This is a genomic window from Ralstonia sp. OTU4908, assembly GCF_038440115.1.
GTDB lineage: Bacteria > Pseudomonadota > Gammaproteobacteria > Burkholderiales > Burkholderiaceae > Ralstonia > Ralstonia pickettii.
In genome coordinates, this window is sequence record NZ_JASATD010000010.1 from 106,408 (window position 1) to 128,718 (window position 22,311).

17 protein-coding genes are annotated in these 22,311 nt (G+C 65.0%); 8 read left to right on the forward strand and 9 right to left on the reverse strand.

The features are described from left to right. The first annotated feature begins 103 nt into the window (after positions 1 to 103). Positions 104 to 460: a chitin-binding domain-containing protein gene (locus tag AAHM38_RS11430; RefSeq protein WP_009238258.1), complete on the forward strand. Its 357-nt coding sequence runs from the start codon at positions 104 to 106 to the stop codon at positions 458 to 460. A gap of 320 nt (positions 461 to 780) precedes the next feature. Here AAHM38_RS11430 and prmB read toward each other — a convergent pair whose 3' ends face one another. Genes prmB through dapC form a run of 7 tightly spaced genes read right to left on the reverse strand, consistent with a single transcriptional unit; the run spans position 781 to position 6,302 of the window. After that, entirely contained in the window at positions 781 to 1,683 is a 903-nt protein-coding gene (gene prmB, locus AAHM38_RS11435) for a 50S ribosomal protein L3 N(5)-glutamine methyltransferase (protein ID WP_116575777.1), read from the reverse strand. A gap of 7 nt (positions 1,684 to 1,690) precedes the next feature. Then, positions 1,691 to 2,209 (reverse strand): class IV adenylate cyclase, encoded by a 519-nt coding sequence (locus tag AAHM38_RS11440; RefSeq protein ID WP_116575776.1) that lies wholly within the window; start codon positions 2,207 to 2,209, stop codon positions 1,691 to 1,693. A gap of 10 nt (positions 2,210 to 2,219) precedes the next feature. Next, the gene (gene dapE / locus AAHM38_RS11445) at positions 2,220 to 3,371 is read right to left on the reverse strand and encodes a succinyl-diaminopimelate desuccinylase (RefSeq protein ID WP_116575775.1); all 1,152 of its coding nucleotides are present in this window, start codon (positions 3,369 to 3,371) and stop codon (positions 2,220 to 2,222) included. A 25-nt stretch (positions 3,372 to 3,396) separates the two neighbouring features. Then, positions 3,397 to 3,741, reverse strand: a complete 345-nt coding sequence (locus AAHM38_RS11450) for an arsenate reductase (protein ID WP_027677486.1) — start codon at positions 3,739 to 3,741, stop codon at positions 3,397 to 3,399. A 14-nt stretch (positions 3,742 to 3,755) separates the two neighbouring features. After that, entirely contained in the window at positions 3,756 to 4,169 is a 414-nt protein-coding gene (locus tag AAHM38_RS11455) for a hypothetical protein (protein ID WP_116575774.1), read from the reverse strand. Positions 4,170 to 4,229: 60 nt separating this feature from the next. Beyond that, positions 4,230 to 5,057, reverse strand: a complete 828-nt coding sequence (gene dapD, locus AAHM38_RS11460; RefSeq protein WP_116575773.1) for a 2,3,4,5-tetrahydropyridine-2,6-dicarboxylate N-succinyltransferase — start codon at positions 5,055 to 5,057, stop codon at positions 4,230 to 4,232. A 45-nt stretch (positions 5,058 to 5,102) separates the two neighbouring features. After that, the gene (dapC, locus tag AAHM38_RS11465) at positions 5,103 to 6,302 is read right to left on the reverse strand and encodes a succinyldiaminopimelate transaminase (protein ID WP_116575772.1); all 1,200 of its coding nucleotides are present in this window, start codon (positions 6,300 to 6,302) and stop codon (positions 5,103 to 5,105) included. A 141-nt stretch (positions 6,303 to 6,443) separates the two neighbouring features. On the opposite strand from dapC, the gene AAHM38_RS11470 reads away from it, so the two are divergent. From AAHM38_RS11470 to AAHM38_RS11500, 7 genes are all read left to right on the forward strand, one after another. Beyond that, positions 6,444 to 7,364: a DMT family transporter gene (locus AAHM38_RS11470; protein ID WP_116575771.1), complete on the forward strand. Its 921-nt coding sequence runs from the start codon at positions 6,444 to 6,446 to the stop codon at positions 7,362 to 7,364. Between the two features lie 33 nt (positions 7,365 to 7,397). After that, on the forward strand, positions 7,398 to 8,444 hold the full coding sequence (locus AAHM38_RS11475) for an alpha/beta fold hydrolase (RefSeq protein WP_116575770.1): 1,047 nt from the start codon (positions 7,398 to 7,400) through the stop codon (positions 8,442 to 8,444). 251 nt (positions 8,445 to 8,695) lie between these two features. Then, positions 8,696 to 12,211, forward strand: coding sequence for a chromosome segregation protein SMC (gene smc / locus AAHM38_RS11480; RefSeq protein WP_116575769.1), 3,516 nt, complete (start codon positions 8,696 to 8,698; stop codon positions 12,209 to 12,211). Then, on the forward strand, positions 12,212 to 13,426 hold the full coding sequence (locus tag AAHM38_RS11485; RefSeq protein WP_116575768.1) for a cell division protein ZipA C-terminal FtsZ-binding domain-containing protein: 1,215 nt from the start codon (positions 12,212 to 12,214) through the stop codon (positions 13,424 to 13,426). Between the two features lie 10 nt (positions 13,427 to 13,436). Beyond that, complete coding sequence (gene ligA / locus AAHM38_RS11490; protein WP_116575767.1) at positions 13,437 to 15,878, forward strand: NAD-dependent DNA ligase LigA; 2,442 nt, start codon at positions 13,437 to 13,439, stop codon at positions 15,876 to 15,878. After that, complete coding sequence (gene def, locus AAHM38_RS11495; protein ID WP_116575766.1) at positions 15,875 to 16,408, forward strand: peptide deformylase; 534 nt, start codon at positions 15,875 to 15,877, stop codon at positions 16,406 to 16,408. The genes ligA and def overlap by 4 nt, the downstream gene beginning before the upstream one ends. Before the next feature lie 68 nt (positions 16,409 to 16,476). Continuing rightward, complete coding sequence (locus tag AAHM38_RS11500; RefSeq protein ID WP_116575765.1) at positions 16,477 to 17,598, forward strand: alpha/beta fold hydrolase; 1,122 nt, start codon at positions 16,477 to 16,479, stop codon at positions 17,596 to 17,598. A 73-nt stretch (positions 17,599 to 17,671) separates the two neighbouring features. Here AAHM38_RS11500 and AAHM38_RS11505 read toward each other — a convergent pair whose 3' ends face one another. After that, positions 17,672 to 19,693: a pseudouridine synthase gene (locus tag AAHM38_RS11505; RefSeq protein WP_116575764.1), complete on the reverse strand. Its 2,022-nt coding sequence runs from the start codon at positions 19,691 to 19,693 to the stop codon at positions 17,672 to 17,674. Further along, positions 19,677 to 22,265, reverse strand: a complete 2,589-nt coding sequence (locus AAHM38_RS11510; RefSeq protein WP_116575763.1) for a [protein-PII] uridylyltransferase — start codon at positions 22,263 to 22,265, stop codon at positions 19,677 to 19,679. The genes AAHM38_RS11505 and AAHM38_RS11510 overlap by 17 nt, the downstream gene beginning before the upstream one ends. Positions 22,266 to 22,311: the final 46 nt, after the last annotated feature.

The window sequence follows — 22,311 nt, forward strand, 5'->3', positions numbered from 1 at the left end:
CAAAGAAAGTAGGTCGGCCCCGCCAGGGGACGAAACAGGGATGGACCAAAAACGCCAACCCCAGCGTAAACTTCAGGACATCCAACCCCGAAGGAGCCCCCCCATGACCCGCGCACTCACACTCGGCATGCTGCTGTGTGCGCTAGCACTAACGGCTTGCGACCGTCGCCCATCCCCGAACCCGCCCACGCCGCAGACGTCGAAAGCCGAAAAGGCGGCCGCCGCGCTCGCCAAGGCCGCCGCAGAATTCAAATGCCCCGCGCCATCGGGCCGCTTCATGATCGACGACGGCACCAACCGCGGTCCCAAGCAACCCGTGCGCACCAACTGCACCACCGCCTACGCCACCTGCGACGCACAGTCGCACGCCGTCTTCGACCACTGCCCAAGCGGCCAGGTGTTCGATCAGCGCTTTTCCATTTGCGTTGTGAAAGACGCCTGTGACGAGATCAAGTCCTGACGCTGTTTCCGTTGTTTCCGCTGTGACGGCCGTTGCAGCCTCGCCGGAGTGTTGCACTCGGCGCGTCGGGTTCCGAACGTCAAATGCGCGGTTCAAAGCCCGGCGCATGGGGTTCTGAACGGCAATCTTCGAGTCCAGAACCAAAGATGTGGGGTTCGGAACCCGGAGACCAGGCGTTCCGAACCCCACACATGGCGTTCTGAACGTCAATCGCGGCGTTTGTAACCGGAAACGCGGCGTTCGCAACCCGGACCACGGCGTTCCGAACGCCAACCTGCCGAGTTCCGAACCCCACGCGTGCGGTTCGGAACCCCATTCGCCTAAAGCGCCTCGCGCGTAACCAGGAACACCTGGTCTTCACCTGCGCTGGTCGGCAGCCAGACCAGGTCCAGATCCGGGAACGCCGCCTCAACGTTTTCACGCTCGTTACCGATTTCCACCACCAACACGCCATGCGGCTTCAGGTGACGCGGTGCATCGGCCAGGATGCGGCGCACGATGTCCATGCCGTCGTTGCCTCCTGCCAGCGCCATGTGCGGCTCGGCACGGTACTCGGGCGGCAATGCCTGCATCGATGCCTCGTTCACGTACGGCGGGTTCGTCAGGATCACGTCGTAATGCACGCCCGGCGGCAGCGGCGCATACAGGTCGCCTTCGTGCAGGCGGATGCGGTCTTGCAGGCGGTATTCGTCGACATTGCGATTGGCCACTACCAGTGCATCCGGCGACAGGTCCACTGCGTCGATGGTCGAGTTGGGCCATTGCAGCGCCGCCAGGATCGACAGGCAGCCCGAGCCGGTACACAGCTCCAGCACATCGGTCGGACCGTCTTCCTGGTCGATCCACGGTTCCAGCCCGTCTTCCAGCAATTCGCCGATGAAGCTGCGCGGCACGATCACGCGTTCGTCCACGTAGAAGCGCATGCCGTGCATGAATGCCTCGTGCGTGATGTACGCGGCGGGCACGCGGTCGACAGCACGGCGGTCGATCACCTTCAGCACGGCAGCCACTTCTTCGGGCAGCAGGCGTGCGTCCAGGAACGGCTCCAGCGTATCGATCGGCAGATGCAGCGTGTGCAGGATCAGGTAAGCGGCTTCATCGTAGGCGTTCTCGCTGCCGTGGCCGAAGACAAGCCCGGCGGCGGTGAAGCGCGACACGGCGTAGCGCAGCAGGTCGCGAACGGTCGTGAACGGGTGGGAGGAGGGCAGGGTGGGCGTGGGCATCTTCGGCTCAATGTTGTTGTGCGGCCAGCAAATCGACGTAAGCGACGTCGAGCTGGTCGGATTCGGCAATGCCGAGGATTTGCATCAGGGCGTGCGCGATGGCCACGCCATCGTCTTCGGATTGGTCTTCGCGCAGCACGACTTCAAGTTCAACGAAATCGCCAAGGTCTTTCACCGCATCCACATGAATGCGCGTCTGGCCCGCGAGATAGAGCTGGCGCAACTTGATGACGCGGCCGGCGGTGCCGATGGCGGCGGCCAGCGTGGCGCGCAGGGCGTCGGGCGCGCTGGTCGGAACGATGTGGTAGCTGGACACGCGCGGGCCGGCGCTGTTGGCGCGGAAGTAATGGATCAGCTCGCCGCGCCCGGTCGAGAACTGCCGCAGCTTCAGGCGCCCATTCGCACAGGCAAAGAACGTGTCGTCCTGCTCGATGCGCTCGGGGCCGGAATCCGCGATGGCAGCCGCGCGCTCAATGAGTGCAGCCACATCGTGCACATGCGCCTTGATCTCCACGTTGCGCGCCATCGGGGCAACCTCAGGCGATCAACGTTTCCAAGACGCGGCGATACACGTTTTTCAGCGGCTCGATAAACGCCACTTCGACGTGTTCGTCGATCTTGTGGATGCTCGCGTTCGGCGGGCCGAACTCGATCACCTGCGGGCAGATCTTGGCGATGAAGCGGCCGTCCGAGGTACCGCCCGTGGTTGACAGTTCGGTGGTCACGCCGCATTCGGCCTGGATGGCGGAGGCGAGGGCATCGGACAGCTCGCCGCGCTCGGTCAGGAAGGGCTCGCCGCCCAGCGTCCAGTCGAGCGTGTAGTCGAGGCCGTGCGCATCGAGGATGCCGTGCACACGCGCCTTGAGGCCGTCTGGCGTGCTGGCGGTCGAGAATCGGAAGTTGAAGTCGATCGTGACGTGGCCGGGAATGATGTTCGTCGCGCCCGTGCCGCCGTGGATATTCGACATCTGCCACGTGGTCGGCGGGAAGTATGCATTGCCGTCGTCCCAGTTTGCGGCGGCCAGCTCAGCCAGCGCCGGGGCAGCCAGGTGGATCGGGTTCTTGGCCAGATGCGGGTACGCGATGTGTCCCTGCACACCATTCACTGTGAGCTTGCCCGACAGCGAACCGCGCCGCCCGTTCTTCACCATATCGCCGAGGGTCGACACCGAAGTCGGCTCACCGACCACGCAGTAATCGAGGCGCTCGCCGCGTGCGCGGAGCAGGTCGCATACCTTGACGGTGCCGTCGTGCGCGGGGCCTTCTTCGTCGCTGGTGATCAGAAAGCCGATCGAGCCGGCGTGGTCCGGGTGCTTGGCAACAAATTCCTCCGAGGCCACCACGAAGCCCGCAATCGACGTCTTCATGTCGGCCGCGCCGCGGGCGTAGAGCTTACCGTCACGGTGCGTGGGCACGAACGGATCGGAACTCCATTGCTCGACGGGGCCGGTCGGCACCACATCGGTGTGGCCTGCGAACACGAGCAGCTTGCCGTCGGCGCCGGCGCGCCCGCGCTTGACGGCCCACAGGTTGGTTACCCGAAAGTGGTCCGGGCCGCTGATCACGGTTTCGCATTGGAACCCGGCGGCGGTCAGGCGTTCGATCAGCACGTCCTGGCAGCCCTTGTCTTCGGGCGTGACGGAGCGGCGGCGGATCAGGTCTTCAGTGAGGGCAAGCGTGGGCTGCATGACGGTGACGATGTTGTCGTTATTGTTAGAAGAGGGCGGCGTACTGGTCCGCCGAGAAACCGACGTTGACGCTCTTGCCGTGCACCAGCACCGGCCGCTTGATCAGCGACGGGTTGGCCTGCATCAGCGCGATTGCGCCAGCCTCGTCTTCAGCGCGGGCCTTGTCGGCATCCGACAGTGCGCGCCACGTGGTGCCCTTGCGGTTGAGCAGCGTGGTGAGCGGCACATGCTTGAGCCAGCCGGCCAGCATGTCGGCGCTCACGCCTTGCTTCTTGAAATCGTGAAACGTGTAGGCAACGCCGTTCGATTCGAGCCACGTGCGGGCTTTCTTCACGGTGTCGCAATTGGGGATGCCATGCAGAGTCGTCATGGTGGGATTCGCAATCAGTGTCGAGAGGCTTGCAGGGCAAAGGAGAGCGCGGCAACCGCCAATGCAAAGCCGACGGACGCCAGCCATGTCATGCGCTTGAGGCGGCGCTCCAGCCGCGCGGCCTCGTCGCGCAGGGCGTCGATCGTGATGGCGTGCTGTTCGGCCAGCAGCTTGACGGATTCGGCCTGCTGCAGGATCGCCGCTTCCAACTCGGCAATCCGCGTATTCGGGTCGGGCGCTGCGCCTTCTGCGCGGGCAGGGTCGGCGCCAGTCTTCTTGCGGTTCTTGAACTTGTCGATGGTCTTGTTCGCCTGCTCCAGGATGGTGGGCAGCAGCGACAGGACGGTACCGATGGTGTTTGGATCAAGACCCATGATGCGTTGGCGCAGCTTGCCGAAGCGGGTGCCGGTGGCATTGGGTTCGGACATGGCTGCGCTTGAAGTGGTTGGCATGCCTGCAAGACTAGCAGGCATGCCTTGCGCCGGGGCTTAGTCGCCGCGCAGCAGCTCGTTCAGGCCAACCTTGGCGCGCGTCTTGGCGTCGACCTTCTTGACGATCACGGCGCAGTACAGGCTGTGCGAGCCGTCCTTCGACGGCAGGTTGCCCGCCACCACCACCGAGCCCGCCGGGATGCGGCCGTAGCTGACTTCACCGGTTTCGCGGTCGTAGATCTTGGTCGACTGGCCCAGGTACACGCCCATCGAGATCACCGAGTTTTCTTCAACGATCACGCCTTCCACCACTTCCGAGCGGGCACCGATGAAGCAGTTGTCTTCGATGATGACCGGGTTGGCCTGCAGCGGCTCCAGCACGCCGCCGATGCCCACGCCGCCCGACAGGTGGACGTTCTTGCCGATCTGTGCGCACGAACCGACGGTGGCCCACGTGTCGACCATCGTGCCTTCATCCACATAGGCGCCGATGTTCACGTACGACGGCATCAGCACGGCGTTCTTGGCGATGAACGAGCCACGGCGCGCCACGGCCGGCGGCACGACGCGGAAGCCGCCCGCCGCGAAGTCTTCGGCCGTGTAGTTGGCGAACTTGCTCGGCACCTTGTCGTAGAACTGCGTGAAGCCGCCGGCAGCCATCGGTGCGTTATCTTCCAGGCGGAACGACAGCAGCACGGCCTTCTTGATCCACTGATTGACGATCCACTCGCCGTCCTTCTTCTCGGCCACACGCAGCGCGCCACGATCAAGTTGCCCGATCACGTTGGCGACGGCTTCGCGGATATCGGCCGGAGCGGACTTGGGCGACAGGTTGGCGCGGTCTTCCCACGCTTGGTCGATCAGGGATTGCAGTTGTTGCGTCATGGTCTTGTTGGCTCTCGGAGAGGAAACAGAAGAGAAAATTACGGATCAGCGTTGCTGGCAGAACTCGACAATCCGGCGCGCGCCTTCGAGGCATTCGTCCACGCCGGCCACCAGCGCGATGCGCACGTAGTCCTGGCCCGGGTTCGTGCCATGCGCCTCGCGGGCAAGGTAGCTGCCCGGCAGGACGGCGACGTTCTTGGCGGCCAGCAGCTGGCGTGCGAATTCAGTGTCCGACAGGCCCGTGCGCTTGACGTTGGCCCACAGGTAGAAGGCGGCGTCGGGCAGGGCCACGTCCAGCACCTCGGCCAGCATCGGCGTGACCTGTTGGAACTTCTTGACGTATTGCGCGCGGTTGTCGCGCACATGGGCCTCGTCGTTCCACGCAGCGATGCTAGCGGATTGCACCGACGGGCTCATCGCGCTGCCGTGATACGTGCGATACAGCAGGTATGCCTTGAGCAGCTTGGCGTCGCCGGCCACGAAACCGGAGCGCATGCCCGGCACGTTGGAGCGTTTGGACAGGCTGGAGAACATCACGAGGCGGTCAAAGCCTCGGCCCAGCTTGTGCGCGGCCTGCAGTGCGCCGAGGGGCGGGTTGGCCTCGTCGAAATAGATTTCGGAGTAGCACTCGTCCGACGCGATGATGAAGCCGTATTCGTCCGACAAGGCGAAGAGTTGCTTCCAGTCTTCGAGGGTGAGCACGGCGCCGGTCGGGTTGCCGGGGCTGCATACGAAGACGAGCTGCACGTTGCGCCATTCTTCGGGCGTGATCGCGGCGAAATCGGGTGCGTAGTTGCGCGCCGGGTCGCTGTTGGCGAACAGGGGCGTGGCACCGGCCAGCAGCGCCGAGCCTTCGTAGATCTGGTAGAACGGGTTCGGGCACAGCACACGGGCACCGGGCTTGCTGCCGTCAATCACGGTCTGGGCGAACGAGAACAGCGCCTCGCGCGAGCCGTTGACGGGGATGACTTCAGTGGCTGGGTCGACCTTAGGCAAGCTGTACCGGCGCTCCAGCCATGCGGCGATGCACTGTCGCAGTGCATCGGAGCCAAGCGTCGTGGGATAATTCGCCAGCCCGCCGAGCGCCGCCGTCAGCGCGTCTTTCACCAGGGCCGGCGTCGGGTGCTTGGGCTCGCCGATGCCGAAGCTGATCGGCGTATGGGCGGCGCTGGGCGTGACGTCCTTCACAAGCGCTTTCAGTTTCTCGAACGGATACGGCTGCAGGGCGGACAGGCGCGGATTCACGGTGTTGGGCGGCGGTGTTGGGCTGGTCAGCGGACAAGCTTGGCGCTTGCCGGGAAGCCAGAAATTATACGGCCAACGTGTGCTGGCCGCCCCAAGACAATGCGGGCCGCGGCGGATTTCCGCCGTTTTTTTATTGCTTAGATGACATCGATAGCCTCCTCGGCGGACGCTTCCGCTCACCACGAGCCGCAATGGGCGGCTGCACTGTTTATCCTCCTGGGCGCCTCGGTCTGGGGCATTTCCTGGTATCCGTACCGCCTGCTGGCCGGCTGGGGGCTCGGCAGCATGCTGGCTTCGTCGATGACGGGCGCAGCTGCGGCTGTGCTGGCTGCAGTGGTGCTGCGTCGTCACTTTTCGACATTCCAATGGTCGTGGCTGATCCCGGCGCTCGGGATTGCGGCGGGCATCACCAACGCGGGCTTTGTCTGGGGCACGGTGCACGGCACGGTCATGCGGGTGCTGCTCTTGTTCTATCTGACGCCCGTCTGGACGGCGCTGCTGGCGCGCCTGTGGCTGCACGAGCGGCTGGGCTGGCGTGGCGGTGTGCTGCTCGCGCTGGCGCTGTCGGGCGCGGTGATGATGCTGTGGTCGGGCCAGGCCGGCACGCGCTGGCCGGGTTCAGCGGCGGAAGGGGCGGGGCTGATTGCTGGGCTCGCTTTTGCGTGCAACAACGTGCTCTCACGCCTAGCGGGGCAGCGCCATCCGACCATGCGCCCGGAAATGCGCACTGTGGTCGTTTTCGCAGGCTGCGCGCTGGTGGGCTTTCCGGCTGCGCTGATGCTGGATGGCGTGCGCACGATGCCGGCGGCTTTCTCGCAGAGCAATACGTGGCTGCTGCTGGCGGGCATGGCCTGCGTGCTGGTCGGCGGCAATGCGATGGTGCAGCGCGGCCTGCAACGCTTGCCGGCCAATCGTGCGGCGCTGCTGATGCTGTTCGAAATCGTGGTGGCGGCCGCGTCATCGGCGCTGCTGACGGCGGAACGCCTGTCCCCTCAGGAAATGGCGGGCGGCGCCTGCATCATCCTGGCAGGCGCGCTGTCGGGGCTGTCCCGGCGCAAGTAGGCTGCCGGCGTTTCGCAATCCAAGGAGTTGCCGATGTTGCTTCGTTCGATTCTTGCTGCGTTGACGGTTGCGTTGTCGATTGCTTCCACCGCCGCGTACGCCGCTCCGGCAGAGACCGGCCCCGTGTATGGCCCGCGCCTGGAGGGCTTCAAATACCCCGCTCCGGTCAAGCTTTTCAAGTTCGAGTCGCAGGGCAATGCCCTGGAGATGGCGTACCTTGACGTCGCACCCAGGCAGCCGAACGGCCAGGTGGCGGTGCTGCTGCACGGCAAGAACTTCTGCGCGGCCACCTGGGAAGGCACGATCGCCGCGCTGACGGGTGCCGGCTACCGCGTGATCGCCCCGGATCAGATCGGCTTCTGCAAATCCAGCAAGCCGCACGCATATCAGTTCACGTTCCAGCAACTGGCGAGCAATACGCATGCGCTGCTGGCGTCGCTCGGGATCGAGCAGGCCATCCTGATCGGCCACTCGACGGGCGGCATGCTGGCGACGCGCTACGCGCTGATGTATCCGAACGCGGTGTCGCGGCTGGTGATGATCAACCCGATCGGCCTGGAAGACTGGAAGGCCAAGGGCGTGCCGTCCATGACGGTCGACCAGTGGTTCGCGCGTGAGAAGCAAACCACCGCCGAGCGCATCCGCGCCTACGAGCAGTCCACGTACTACGCCGGGCAATGGCGCGCGCAATACGAACCGTGGGTGCAGATGCTGGCCGGCATGTACCGTGGCCCGGGGCGCGATCTGGTGGCTTGGAATTCCGCGCTGCTGTACGACATGATCTATACACAGCCCGTCGTCTATGAGTTCAGCCAATTGCGCCCGTCGACGCTGCTGCTCATCGGCCAGAAAGACACCACCGCCATCGGCAAGGACACCGCCCCGCCGGAAGCGCGGGCACAGCTGGGGCATTACCCCGAACTTGGCCGTGCAGCCGCCAAGGCTATCCCGCGCGCGACGTTGGTGGAATTCCCGGATGCGGGCCATGCGCCACAAATCCAGGATCCTGACGCGCTGCACAATGCGCTGCTCGACTGGCTCGCTGCGCCGGAGCCCTCGCGCACCCGTCGCCCGGACTGACGCCGATTGTCATGAACGTGAAACTGCTTACAAATCCGCAGCAATTTGGCCTCCCGTACTGCAAATTTCGTCCATTTTTGTAGCGATTTGATTGGCGGGAGGTTGGGGTGCGAATGGTATGATGGCGCCATCCGCGCCCCTGGGGCGTGCCTTGTCAGTCCACGCCGAACGGCGTGGGTGTGACCGTTAAGGCGCGCTCCTGGGGCGCCCGCTTTATCCCCCTTTTCTGATCCCTTCGAGACGAACACAACGTGCGCCTCTCTTCGATCAAGCTCGCAGGCTTCAAGTCTTTCGTCGATCCGACCAATTTCCACGTTCCGGGCCAGCTTGTCGGCATCGTCGGCCCGAACGGTTGCGGTAAATCCAACATCATCGACGCCGTGCGCTGGGTGCTCGGCGAATCACGCGCCGCGGAACTCCGTGGCGAATCGATGCAAGACGTCATCTTCAACGGCTCCACCCAGCGTAAGCCGGCCGGCCGGGCTAGCGTCGAACTCGTCTTCGACAACGCGGAAGGCCGCGCCGCCGGCCAGTGGAGCCAGTACGCCGAAGTGGCGGTCAAGCGCGTGCTCAGCCGCGACGGCACCTCGTCGTACTTCATCAACAACCAGGCAGTACGCCGCCGCGACATCCAGGACATCTTTCTCGGCACGGGCCTCGGGCCGCGCGCCTACGCCATCATCGGGCAGGGGATGATCTCGCGCATCATCGAGGCCAAGCCCGATGACATGCGCATCTTCCTGGAAGAAGCCGCGGGCGTGTCGAAGTACAAGGAACGCCGCCGCGAAACCGAAAACCGCCTCTCCGACACGCGTGAAAACCTGACGCGCGTGGAAGACATCCTGCGCGAACTCGGCACCAATCTCGAAAAGCTCGAGGGCCAGGCGGAAGTTGCGCAGCGCTTCCAGACGCTGCAGGCAGAAGGCGAAGAGAAGCAGCACCTGCTCTGGCTGCTCCGCAAGCGTGAAGCGCAAGCTGAGCAGGAACGCCATCAGCGCGCAATCGAACAGGCGCAGATCGACCTGGAAGCGCAGACCGCGCAGTTGCGCCATATCGAGGTCGAACTCGAAACGATGCGCGTGGCGCATTACGCGTCGTCCGACGCGATGCACGCCGCGCAGGGCGCGCTGTACGAAGCCAATTCGGAGGTCAGCCGCCTCGAAGCCGAAATCCGCTACGTGGTGGAATCGCGCAATCGCATCCAGCAGCAGATCGCCACGCTGACCGCGCAGCAGGAACAGTGGCATACGCAGGGCGAGCAGGCGCAGGAAGACCTCGCCGCCGCCGAGGAAGAGCTGGCAATGGCCGAGGAGCGTGCTGCGCAGGCCGCAGAGGACGTCGCGCGCAAAGCCGACGAACTCCCCGCCATGGAAGCGCAGTGGCGCGATGCGCAGACCGCGCTGAACGATCAACGCGCCGCGATCCTGCAATCGGAACAGGCCCTCAAGCTCGAAGCCGCACACCAGCGCAATGCCGATCAGGCCCTGCTGCAGCTCGAACAGCGCCGCGAACGTCTGACGCAAGAGTCATCCGGCCTCGACAAGCCGGACGACGTGCAGCTGGAAACGCTGCGTGCCGAACTGGCTGAGCAGGAAGAGGTGCTGGCCGAAGCGCAAGCCGCGCTGGAAGACGCAGAGACACAAGTGCCGCAGCTCGACGAGGCACGCCGCGCCGCGCAGGACCGCGTGCAATCGGAAGCCGCCGCCATCGCTAGCCTGGAAGCGCGCCTCGCCGCGCTCAAGCAGCTGCAGGAGAACGTGCAGACCGACGGCAAGGTCCAGCCGTGGCTGGCCAAGCATGAGCTGAGCGAACTGCCGCGCTTCTGGAAGAAGCTGCAGATCGAGCAGGGCTGGGAGCCCGCACTCGAAGCGGTGCTGCGTGAAAAGCTTGGCGCGCTCGAAGTCTCCAACCTCGATTGGATCAAGGCGTTTGCGGCCGACGCGCCGCCCGCCAAGCTCGCCTTCTATGCGCCCCCGCCCGCAGCGCGTCCGGTCGAGGCGCCGGCGGGGTTGCGTCCGCTGATGTCGCTGGTGCAGGTGACGGAGCCCGGCATGCGCGCCGTGCTGCAAGACTGGCTGGCCGACGTCTACATCGCCGACGACATGCAGGCTGCGCTCGCCGCGCGGCAGACGTTGCCCGAAGGCGGCACGTTTGTGGTCCAGGCCGGGCACTTGATTGGCCGGTCGTCGGTGCAGTTGTACGCGCCCGATTCCGAGCAGGCCGGCATGCTGGCGCGCGCGCAGGAGATCGAGAACCTGCACAAACAGGTGCGTGCGCAGATGCTGTTGGCCGACGAAGCCAAGAGCGCCGCCGTGCGCGCCGAAGCGGCGTACAGCCAGGCCAGCCAGAACCTCACGCAGGTGCGGGCCCGCGCCGAGCAGGCCACGCGTCGCGTGCACGTGCTGCAGATGGATGTGCTCAAGCTGTCGCAGGCGATGGAGCGCTACAACGCACGCAGCGGCCAGATCGACAGCGAGTTGGACGAGATTCGCGCGCAGATCGAAGAGCAGCGTGCCCTCCGTGCCGAATCCGAAGCGACGTTCGAACAGCACGACGCGGCGCTCGCCGACATGCAGGCGCGTTTCGAAGACAGCCAGCAGGCGTTCGAAGCGCTGGAAGTTCGCCTGAGCGATGCGCGCAACGCCTTGCGCGACCAGGAGCGCGGCGCACAGGAGGCGCACTTTGCCGAGCGCAATCTGCAGAACCGCATTGCCGAACTGAAGCGCAACATCCAGGTGGCGAGCGACCAGGCGCAGCAGATCGTGCTGACGCTCGAAAACGCGCGCGCCGAGCTGGAAACCATCAACGAGCAGACCGCGCATACCGGACTGCAGGAAGCGCTGGAGCGCCGTGCCGAGAAGGAAGAAAAGCTCGGGCTGGCACGCATGGAACTGGATGCGCTGACCGCGCAACTGCGCGCGCATGACGAGCAGCGCCTGACCGCCGAGCGCGCCCAGCAACCGCTGCGCGATCGCATTACCGAGTTGCAATTGAAGGAACAGGCCGCGCGCCTGAACCAGGAGCAGTTCACCGAGCAGCTCACCGCTGCCAATGTGGACGAAGCAGCGTTAGCCGAACGTCTGACCGGCGATCTGAAACCGTCGTACCTGCAAGGCGAAGTCACGCGCATCAACAATGCCATCAACGCGCTGGGCCCGGTCAACATGGCTGCGCTCGACGAACTGGCGGCAGCGCGCGAGCGCAAGGGCTTCCTCGATGCACAATCGGCCGATTTGACCGACGCCATCACCACGCTGGAAGACGCCATCCGCAAGATCGACCAGGAAACGCGCGCGCTGCTGCAAGGCACGTTCGACCAGGTCAACTATCACTTTGGCGAGCTGTTCCCGACGCTGTTCGGCGGCGGCCAGGCCAAGCTGATGATGACCGGCGAAGAGATTCTCGATGCAGGCGTGCAGGTGATGGCGCAGCCGCCGGGCAAGAAGAATTCGACCATTCACTTGCTGTCGGGCGGTGAGAAGGCACTGACCGCGATTGCGCTGGTGTTTGCGATGTTCCAGCTGAATCCGGCCCCGTTCTGCTTGCTCGACGAGGTGGATGCCCCGCTGGACGACGCCAACACCGAGCGCTACGCCAACATGGTCAAGCGCATGTCTGACAAGACCCAATTCGTTTTTATTTCTCACAACAAGATTGCGATGGAAATGGCGCAACAGCTCATCGGTGTGACCATGCAGGAACAAGGTGTGTCCCGGATCGTGGCGGTGGACATGGATGCCGCGCTGACCATGGCGGAGGCGGCGTAAATGCAGGACAACAACCTGGTGATGGCCCTGCTGGGCGCAGGCGTGGTGTTTGTGCTCGTGATCGTTGTCTACAACCAGTGGCAGATCCGCAAGGCGCGCCGGCCCGAGGCATATAACCCGGCCGTCGACGAGACGCCCCGCGGCGAAGGCTGGACCGAGCGCGCCGAACCCGCCCTGGGCGGAGAGCGCGACGAAATCAGCCGTGTTGAACCGCGTCTCGAGCCCGGTTTCTCGGCGAAGACGCACACGCCCGCCACGGGCAGCGCCGAAACCGAAGCCGGCGTGATTGGCGCCGAACTCACACCCTCGGGCGACGATGCCGCGCTCGAAGCCGCCGAGATGGAAGCGGCGGCCGAGCCCGCGCCGGGTTCGCTGGAGCCCGCCAATGGCGTGATCGATCCGCTGATCGATTGCATCGTGCCGCTGCATCCGGAACGCGAAGTGTCGGGCGACCGCCTGCTGCCGGCGCTCACCAAGCTGCGCCGCGCAGGCACCAAGCAGGTCCACGTGGAAGGTTTGAACCCTGCCGCCAATGCGTGGGAAGCCATCCGCGCCGGTCAACGCTATCTTGACGTGCAAGTGGCCGTGCAACTGGCCAACCGCACGGGCCCGCTGAATGCGCTGGAGTTCTCGGAATTCATCAACGCGATCGATCCGCTGTCGGAAGCGGCCGATGCGGTGCCGGAACTGCCGGACATGAACGAGACGATTTCCAATGCGCGCGAACTCGACGCGTTTGCCGCCGAATGCGATGTGCAACTGGGCGTGAGCGTGATCTCCGACGGGGCGCCGTGGTCGGCAGCGTATGTGCAGACGGTGGCCACGCAAGACGGGCTGGTGCTCTCGCGCGACGGCACGCGTTTCACGCGCTTCCACGCCGGTGCCGATGGCGTGCAGCGCGCGCTGTTCACCCTCCAGTTTGGCGACACCAATTTCCTGCGCGATGACCTGACCGTCAAGGCCGGCCGACAGATCACGCTGTTGCTCGATGTGCCGGTGGCGGAAGAAGCAAGCAAGCCCTTCAAGCTCGTGTGCGAATACGCCTACACGCTGTCGCAGCGCATGGGTGCGCAGGTGGTGGACGACAACCTGCGTCCGCTGACGGAGCAGTCGTTCGTCGCCATCCAGAAGCATCTGCGGGTGCTGTACGACAAGCTTGAAGCGCGCGGTATCCCGGCTGGTTCGAGCACCGCGGTGCGCTTGTTCAGCCACTGACGGGCCTACGATGCGCAAGATTGCAGAACCCGCGTCCGGTACCACGCCCGAGGCGCGGGCAGCCTGGCTGCGTGCCGAGCTGAACCGCTACGCCCACGAGTACTACGTGCTCGACCAGCCCAGCGTGCCCGACGCTGAATACGACCGGCTCTATCGCGAGCTGGAAGCGCTGGAGGCCGAACACCCCGAGCTGAAGACACCCGATTCGCCCACGCTGCGGGTGGGCGGCGCCGTCCTGCCCGAATTTGCGGCGGTCAGGCATGTCATCCCCATGCTGTCGATCCGCACCGAGACCGACACCACCCCCAACGGCGCGCGCGCGTTCGACGCCAGCGTAAGGCGCGAGCTGGGCCTTGATGACACCGATCCGCCCGTTGAATATGCCGCCGAACTGAAGTTCGATGGCCTGGCGATCAGCTTGCGCTATGAGCGCGGTTATCTCGTGCAGGCCGCCACACGTGGCGATGGCACCACGGGCGAAGACGTCACGCAGAACATCCGCACGATCCGCCAGATTCCGCTGGGGCTGTCGCCAGTTGATGGCCACGTGCCCGACGTGCTGGAGGTGCGCGGCGAGGTCTACATGCGTCGCGACGACTTCCAGAAGCTCAACGCCCGCCAGCGAGAGCGCGGTGACAAGACCTTCGTCAACCCGCGCAATACCGCAGCCGGTGCCGTCCGCCAGCTCGATCCTAAGATGGCTGCCGAGCGCCCACTGTCGTTCTTCGCCTATGGGCTGGGCGAAGTGGCCGGCTGGAAGGGCATGCCCGGCACGCATTCCAGCATGCTCGACGTGCTGCAGGCGTTCGGTTTCCCGGTCAGTAATGAACGCGCGGCTGTGGCGGGCGGTGAAGGCCTGGTCAGATTCCATGAGGCCATCCGGGCCAAGCGCGACAGCTTGCCGTTCGACATCGACGGCGTCGTCTACAAGGTCAACTCGCTCGCGTTGCAGCGTGAACTCGGCTTTCGCTCACGTGAGCCGCGCTGGGCGGTTGCACACAAATATCCGGCGCAGGAAGCGCTGACCACGGTCGAATCCATTGACGTGCAAGTCGGCCGGACGGGCGCCATCACGCCGGTGGCGCGGCTGGTGCCGGTGTTTGTTGGCGGGGTAACGGTCACCAATGCGACGCTGCACAACGAAGACGAAGTGCGCCGCAAGGATGTACGCGTGGGCGACACCGTGATCGTGCGGCGCGCGGGTGACGTGATTCCCGAGGTGGTGAGTGTGGTGCTTGATCGCCGCCCAATGGATGACGTCCCGGGCAGCGACTTGTTCAATCCGCAGCAGCAGCCCAAGTACCCGCCATTCGAACTGCCGAAGACGTGCCCGGTGTGCGGCTCGCACGTCGTGCGTGAAGAGGGCGAGGCGGTGGCCCGTTGCTCGGGCGGTCTGTTCTGCTCGGCGCAGCGCAAAGAGGCAATCCGCCACTTTGCCGGTCGCCGCATGATGGACATCGAAGGTCTGGGCGAGCGTTACATCGACAACCTGGTCGAGTTGGACTACGTGCACGGCATTGCCGACCTGTACAAGCTCACGCTCGAAGATTTTCTGGAGATGAAGCGCCGTGCGGACGAACGTGATGGCGTGAAGCCCGAGACGGTTTCCGCAGGCAAGATCGCCACCAAGTGGGCCGAGAATCTGCTGGAGGGCATCCAGGCCAGCAAGACGCCTCCGCTGGCGCGCTTCCTGTTTGCGCTGGGCATTCGCCACGTGGGCGAGTCGACCGCCAAGACGCTTGCCGACTGGCTCGGCAGCCTGGCCATGATCCGGCGTGCGCCTGCGCCGCTGCTGCTGGCGCTGCCCGATGTGGGTGCCACGGTGGCTGAAGCCATCGCCGATTTCTTTGCCGAGCCGAAGAACCAGCAGGCGCTCGATGCGCTGCTCGAAGCCGGTGTTGCACCGCAAGGCGAGCATGCGCCCAACGCGAAGCTGCGCGAGAAGCTGGAGCCGGCCGAACTGTACGCCACGCTGGGCGTGCCCAAGCTAACCGCCACGCGCGCAAAGCAATTGGCCGTGGCAGCGCCAACGCTTGCCCAGCTCGCCAGCGTTGAGCCCGATCAGTTGGCTGGCCTGCCCGCGGATGTGACTGCATTGCTGCTCGAATGGCTCGCCTCGCACGACCATCGCGCGCAACTGGCGAAGCTCGACGCGCTGCGCGGCGAGTTGCTCGCTGCCATGCCTGCTGAGGCCGCCGAAGAAGGCGTGCTGGCCGGCAAGACAGTCGTTTTGACCGGCACATTGCCGAATCTCACGCGTGACGAAGCCAAGGCCATGCTGGAAGCAGCAGGCGCCAAGGTATCGGGTTCGGTCTCGAAAAAGACCGACTACGTTGTCGCCGGAGAAGATGCCGGCAGCAAGCTCGCCAAAGCCGAAGAATTGAACGTGAAGGTTCTGGACGAAGCGGGTATGCTCGCGCTGTTAAAAAAACCGGCGGGAGACCAGGCATGATCCGAAACATCCTCAAGATGGGCGACAGCCGGCTGCTGCGCGTTGCCAAGCCGGTCGAGCGTTTCCACACGCCCGAACTGACTGCCCTGATCGAAGACATGTTCGACACCATGGATGCGGCCCGCGGTGCCGGTCTGGCAGCCCCGCAGATCGGCGTGGATCTACAGGTCGTCATCTTCGGGTTCGATCGTAACGACCGGTATCCGGATGCACCGGCCGTGCCGAAGACGGTGTTGATCAACCCCACCGTCGAGCCGCTGTCGGACGAGATGGAAGAGGGCTGGGAAGGCTGCCTCTCTGTACCCGGCCTGCGCGGTGTGGTGCCGCGCTACACGCGCCTGCGCTATACCGGCTTCGACCAGCATGGCCATGCCATCGACCGTATTGCCGAGGGCTTCCACGCCCGCGTCGTGCAGCACGAATGCGATCACCTGCAGGGCGTGCTGTACCCGATGCGCGTCAAGGATTTCACTCGCTTCGGCTTTACCGAAGTGCTGTTCCCGGAATTGCCCGCCCATCACGACGACTGATCGCGACTGCGGGAGCGTCGGACCTGCGGGGGCGGGTAGGCGCGTGTTTCATCCACCACGGAGACGATATGAAGCGCGATGGTTTGAGGGGCTGGCGCCGGTTGGCGCTTGGTGTGGCCATGACTGCGATGCTAGGGCTGGCCGCATGCGCGGGGCCGCAGACGCCGGAAACGACCGCGGCTGCGTCGGCTGCGCAGAAGCCTCAGGGGCCCGTCTGGCAGCGCGTGCATCTTGGTACCGATGCAGCGGGCTACGATTTCCCCGTCTACGCCAACCATCCGCTTGATGGCAACCTCGGCAGCATCCGCGAAGTCGTGTTCGTGCAGCACGGCCTGCAGCGCAACGGAAACGATTACTACACCGCTGGCGCCGAGCTGCTCCAGGCCAGCGGCCGTAATCCCGACGAGGTCCTGCTGATTGCCCCGAACTTTCCCGGTACGCCTGACGAAGGCAAAGGCTTCGACGGCATGCCGGTGTGGTCGGTGGACGGCTGGATTGGCGGCTTCAACGCCACCAATGCACCGTACACGGACCTGAGTTCGCTCAAGGTGCTCGATGATCTGATCGGCTACGTAACCGACCCGGCGCGCGCGCCCAACGTCAAGCGCGTGACGGTGGCAGGCCATTCGGGTGGCGGCCAGGTCGTGCAACGCTACGCCGTGCTCAACAACGTGGATGAAGTCATCCGCAAGCGCGGCATCGATTTGCGCTACGTGATCGCCAACCCGTCGTCGTATCTGTATTTCACGCCGGAGCGACCGCGCGGCAAGGGCTTTGCGCGCTACAGCACCAGCGTCTGCCCGGACTACGATCACTACAAATACGGCATGGTCGACATGGTGCCGTATGCCGCCGGCAAGACCGGTCGCCAATTGTTCAATCGATACGCACAGCGCCACGTGACTTACCTGGTCGGCACACACGACAACGACCCGAATCACCGCGTACTCGACAAGTTGTGCGGTGCCGAGGCCGAAGGCCCGACGCGCCTGGATCGCGCACGCAACTACTGGCGCTACGAGCGCTACCTCGCGGGGCGCAAGCGCGTCAACCATCAGGCGCACGAAGTGGTTGGCGTAGGCCACGAGCAGGCGAAGATGTTCGGTTCGCGTTGTGGCGCACAGGCCGTGTTCGGCATGCCTGCGTCGGCCAACACCTCGGGGGCAGCCTGCCAGGCTCCGCATCTGTAATGTAGGCAGAGCAAAAAAAAACCGGTCAACGCAGGGTGCGCTGACCGGTTTTTTGTTTGGGCCTGAGGCTGCCTCAGAACTTCTCGAACGGCCCCAGGAATCGCCACTGGCCGACCGGCAGATCGCCCAGCACGATGCTGCCCATGCGGATGCGCTTCAGGCCGACCACTTCCAGTCCCACCTGTTCGCACATGCGGCGGATTTGGCGTTTCTTGCCTTCGCGCAGAACAAAGCGCAACTGCTCTTCGTTTTGCCAGCTCACCTTTGCAGGCTTGAGTGCTTCGCCGTCGAGCGACAGGCCAAAGCGCAGCTTCTCCATCAGCTCTTCCGGGAAGACCTTGGAGATGTCGTGCTCGACAACGCCGTCCGGTGAATGCCACACCACGCGCACCAAGTATTCCTTCTCGACCGTCGAATCCTCGCCAATCAGGTGGCGTGCCACGCGGCCGTCCTGCGTCAACACCAGCAAGCCGGTGGAGTCGATATCCAGCCGGCCGGCCGGCGCCAGTGCCCGACGCTGCCACGGCGCGAAGCGCTTGCGCGTAGGATCGCCTTCCCACTGGTTTTCCGGCACGAATAGCGAAACCGCCGGCTGATAGCCGTCTTCCGCCTGGCCCGAAACGTAGCCGACCGGCTTGTGCATCAGCACGGTGACGCGCTCGCCTTGCTCGGATCGCGCCGACTGGTGGATTTCGATGATCGCATCCGGCTTGACGCGCGACCCCAGTTCGGTGACCGGCTCGCCATCCACCAGCACCCAGCCACGCGGAATCCATTCATCGGCCTCGCGGCGAGAGCACAGACCCAGCTCGGACATGCGTTTGGACAGACGGACCAGCCCGCTGGATTCGGTCTGCGCGGCCTGGCGTGGTGCCTGCTCCTCGGCATGACGCGGGGCACGCTCCTCACGCTCGCGCTCGGGCCGTTGCGGACGTGCCGGACGATCATCGAAGCGACGCGGTGGTCGGTCGTTGTCAAAACGACGCGGAGGGCGTTCGTCATCGAAGCGACGCGGAGCCCGGTCATCGCCATAGCGGCGGGGCGGTCGTTGCTCATCGTTGAACCGACGCGGCGGGCGTTCATCGTCAAAGCGTCGTGGAGGCCGCTGGTCGCCATCGCGACGCGGCGCGCGTTGATCGTCGCCATAGCGGCGCGGGCCTTCGTCATCGAAACGACGGGGCGGACGTTGGTCGTCGCTGAACCGGCGCGGGGGGCGTTCGTCGTCAAGGCGGCGCGGCGGACGTTGGTCACCACCACGATGCGGTGCGCGTTGATCGTCGCCATAGCGGCGCGGGCGCTCGTCATCGAAACGACGGGGCGGGCGCTGATCGTCACCGAACTTGCGCGGGGGGCGCTCTTCGTCGAAGCGGCGCGGTGGCAGCTGCTCGTCATTGAACCGGCGTGGCGGGCGCTCTTCGTCAAAGCGTCGCGGAGGGCGTTGGTCGCCATCACGACGCGGCGCGCGTTGATCGTCGCCATAGCGGCGTGGGCGCTCGTCATCGAAACGACGAGGCGGCCGTTGGTCGTCGCTGAACCTGCGCGGCGGGCGCTCATCGTCAAAGCGTCTCGGGGGACGGTCGTTGTCGAACCTGCGCGGCGGACGCTCGTCGTCGAACCGGCGAGGTGGGCGATCTTCGAACCGACGCGGCGGGCGCTCATCGTCGGAGCGGCGGGGCGATCGTGGCTCGTCATTGAACCGACGCGGCGGACGCTCGTCATCAAAGCGTCGCGGCGGGCGATCGCCTTGCATGCGGCGCGGCTTGGCTTCGCGCGTCTGGCCGTCGTCGTCGCGTCGCGCAGGACGTGCGGGGCGAGGCGGCTTACCTGCGCCTTCTTCCGGCTTGGGGCGGCGCTGGGCTGGGCGCAGCGGCTGGCGCTCGCGGTTCAGGTCGGAAGAACGCAGCGGCTTGCCGGTGGAGCGTACGGCATTGCCTTCGTCGTCGCGGCGCACGCCGAGCGTTGCACGCTTGCCCGGGCGGGTGGCGCGCTGAGTCGGGTCGCTGGCGCCGCGCTTGTCGTCGTCGCCCGGAAAATCATCGGAATCGGTAGTCATGAATCTAGACCGGTAAGGCTGGCGCTCAGATGGCGAGCGCATCAAGCAGCTCGCTTTCAAGCTCGAGCTGCAGTTTGTTGTCCTGGGTCAGACGGGTCCCGTCGACCAGGAAGATATCTTCCACGCGCTCGCCGAGCGTGTTGATGCGCGCGGTGTGCACCGACACGCGACGGTGTGCGAGCACGCGGGCAATGGCGTAGAGCAGACCGGTGCGGTCTGTTGCAGAAATGGACAGCAGGTAATACTGGCCGCGCTCGTCCGCCCGCAGGTCGACGCGCGGCTTGATCGGGAAGCTGCGCGACTGCCGCGAGATGCGCCCTCGCGGCGGCTCGGGCAGGGCGGTTTCGCGTGAGATCTGCTCAGCCAGCTCGTGCTCGACCAGCGTGATGATGTCGCGGTAATGGCCGGGCTCCACCAGGCCGCTGCTGGGGTCGGCCACCTGGAAGGTGTCGAGTGCGTAGCCGTGTTTCGTAGTGTGAATCTTGGCGTCCAGAATCGTCAGGCTCTTGCGCTCGAAGTAGCCGCAGATGCGCGCAAAAAGATCAGGCCGATCCGGCGAGTACACCGCCACCTGCAGGCCGACGCCCGCTGGCGAAATGCGTGCTCGCACAATCGGGATCGTCGTGTCGACACGGTTGTAGAAATGCCGCGTGAACCAGGCGATGTCGCGCGCGTCGTGGCGCAGGAACACGCCCACGTCGAGCTGTTTCCACAGTGCCTCGTGTGCAGTGTCGTCCAGCGCGGCCAGGCGCAGCAGGGCGCGCGCTTCTTCCTTGCGGCCTTCGAGCACGGCGTGCGGGTCCGTGGTGGCACCGCCGAGCACGCGCAGCGTCATACGGTACAGGTCTTCCAGCAGCTTGCCCTTCCAGGCGTTCCACACCTTGGGGCTGGTGCCACGGATGTCGGCAACGGTCAGCAGATACAGCGCGGTCAGCCGACGCTCGGAGCCGACCAGATCGGCAAAATGGCGGATGACTTCGGGATCGCCGAGGTCCTGCTTCTGCGCGACCTGGCTCATCGTCAGGTGATGTTCGACAAGCCAGACGATCAAGTCTGCGTCTTCCTTGGCGATGCCGTGTTCCTTGCAGAAGCGCCGTGCGTCGGACATGCCGAGCACGGAGTGATCACCGCCGCGTCCTTTCGCAATGTCATGGAACAGCGCGGCCACGGTCAGCACCCACGGCTTGTCGAAGTTCGCCATCAACTGGCTGCAGAACGGAAACTCGTGCGTGTGCTCTACGATGGCGAAACGGCGGATATTGCGCACCACCATCAAGATGTGCTGATCGACCGTGTAGACGTGGAACAGGTCGTGCTGCATCTGCCCGACGATGCGGCGGAAGTTGACCAGGTAGCGGCCGAGCACGCTGGTCTGGTTCATCAGGCGCAGGGCGTGCGTGATGCCCTGCGGCTGTTGCAGGATCGACAGGAACAGCGCGCGATTGGCCGGATCCTTGCGCCATTTGGCGTCCATCAACGTCCGCGCGTTGTAGAGCGCGCGCATCGTGCTGGCTGCCAATCCCTTGATGCCGCGCGTCTGCTCGTAAAGCAGGAACGTTTCCAGGATGGCCGTCGGCTCGCGCTGGTAGAGATCGGCGTCGGCAATCTCGAGCATGCCTTGCCGTTCGACAAAGCGATCGTTGATCCGCCGCGTGATACCCAGCTCGCTCGGGAACAGCCGCGCCTCGATGTTCTGCAGCACCACGGTATTGAGCTGCGTGACCGCCTTGGCCACCCAGTAATAGCGGCGCATGAGCTGTTCGCTCGCGCGCTTGGCGGTGGTCGGGCGGTATCCGAACGATTCGGCCAGTTGCGTCTGCAGATCGAACACCAATACGTCCTGCCGGCGCCCGGCCAGCAGGTGCAGACGCGCGCGGACGGTTTTGAGCAAGCGCTCGTTGCTGGCCAGCTCCTGCGCTTCACGGCGCGTCAGCAGGCCATTGGCGAGCAGCTCGTTCCAGCTGGAGCCGAAACCAGCCGCGCGCGTCATCCACAGAATGACCTGCAGGTCGCGCAGGCCGCCGGGGCTTTCCTTGCAGTTCGGTTCGAGCGAGTAGGGCGTGTCCTGGTACTTGGCGTGCCGCTGGCGCATTTCCAGCAGTTTCGACTGGAAGAAGTCTGCGGCGTCCAGATGGCCTTGATAGTGCGTCTCGAACGTGCGGTATAACCCTTCGTCGCCCGTCAGCAGACGCGCTTCCAGCAGCGACGTGCGTACTGTTACGTCTTGTGCGGCTTCCTTGATGCACTCGTCGACCGTGCGCACCGAGGAGCCGATGTCCAGCCCCATGTCCCAGCAGCGGCCGATGAAGGCCTCCAGCCGGGCCTCCAAGGCCTTGTCTGCGGTGCCTGGCAGCAACAGGAGGATGTCCACATCGGAATGCGGAAACAGCTCGCCGCGCCCGTAGCCGCCCACGGCAATCAGCGCGCAGGTGGTGGGCATCTGCTCTTCCTGCCAAAGACGCACGAGCGCACGGTCCACCGCGCGCGCCAGCTTGGTCACAAGTTGCTGAACGTTGGCGTGCTGGTCGAACTGCGCGAACAGGTGCGCGCGCTCAGCTTTCAGGGCGTCGCGCGGATGAGTTTCTTCGGCAGGGACGGCGGCAGCGGAGGGCATGAGCAGAGCGTGAATGAAACAGCGACCGGAATGAGCCGGTCGCTGC